Here is a 408-nt window from a genome sequence, read left to right as displayed (position 1 = left end):
GTGTCGTATTCAACGTGAGAAGTGTTGATGGTGATACCACGAGCTTTTTCTTCCGGCGCGTTATCGATCTGGTCGAATGCGCGAGCAGCACCGCCGTAGGTTTTAGCCAGTACGGTAGTGATTGCAGCGGTCAGCGTTGTTTTACCATGGTCAACGTGGCCGATAGTACCGACGTTGACGTGCGGTTTTGTACGTTCAAACTTTTCTTTAGACATCGATTGTCCCTCTAAGACACGGATAAATCGGTGATATCACCACATCAACCAGGCGATATGCCTGAATTGTTGAATATTTAAGTTTATACAGAGAGAAACGGGAAGGAGAAGTGAAGTGGTGCTGATACCCAGAGTCGAACTGGGGACCTCACCCTTACCAAGGGTGCGCTCTACCAACTGAGCCATATCAGCA

The 408-nt window shown here is 48.5% G+C and carries 1 protein-coding gene and 1 tRNA gene; both read right to left on the bottom strand.

The annotated features are described in order from the left end of the window. Window positions 1-215: GTP-binding protein (locus OGX75_RS00945; RefSeq protein WP_000031663.1), on the bottom strand; the 215-nt coding region annotated here is incomplete at its 3' end. A 116-nt stretch (window positions 216-331) separates the two neighbouring features. Then, window positions 332-407: transfer RNA gene (locus OGX75_RS00940), tRNA-Thr, on the bottom strand. Window position 408: the final 1 nt, after the last annotated feature.

Origin of the sequence: Citrobacter sp. CK199, assembly GCF_030333285.1 — a bacterium.
Taxonomy (GTDB): Bacteria; Pseudomonadota; Gammaproteobacteria; order Enterobacterales; family Enterobacteriaceae; genus Citrobacter_B; species Citrobacter_B koseri.
This window is presented reverse-complemented; position numbering and strand designations above follow the sequence as displayed.